The 491-nt window shown below is 30.3% G+C and carries 1 pseudogene; it reads right to left on the reverse strand.

The window, feature by feature from the left end:
• Positions 1-491, reverse strand: a pseudogene (locus ACQPUY_RS17765) (capsid protein); the annotation flags it as partial.

A 491-nucleotide genomic window follows, 5' to 3' on the forward strand; every position in this document is an offset into this window, starting at 1 on the left:
CTTTGAATTTCAATGGCTTTTTCTTCATCTGTCATTGTATCTCCATAGAGTTCATCTATAGCTTTTTCAATAGACATTATTCCATAAGACTTAGCTTTACCTACTATTTCTACAACTGTATCAAATGAAGGACTAGCATATTCACCAAATGTTATTGCTGCTTCATATTCTCCTGGTGTTTTTTTATTTAATACATCATTAGTCTTTAATATTATTTCAACTAAATGTGGTATTACTTCTGTAAGAGTATCGACTATCTTATTTCTAGTATATAGAGTAGTCTTTTCCTTCTCTCTTTGTGCTTCTGCATTATCTGTTTTCTTAAGGTCTATTCCTAATGTAGAAGGACTTATAATACCTTGTAAACACATATCTATTGCATTAGCATAGCTCTCTACATAAGCTAAGTAATTGATATCTGCTTGTTTCATATCTATTTGATTATTTGCATTTTCTGCAAGGCTTGTACCTACAGCTATAAACTTATTATC

Source organism: Clostridium nigeriense (genome assembly GCF_050585245.1).
Lineage (GTDB): Bacteria > Bacillota > Clostridia > Clostridiales > Clostridiaceae > Clostridium > Clostridium nigeriense_A.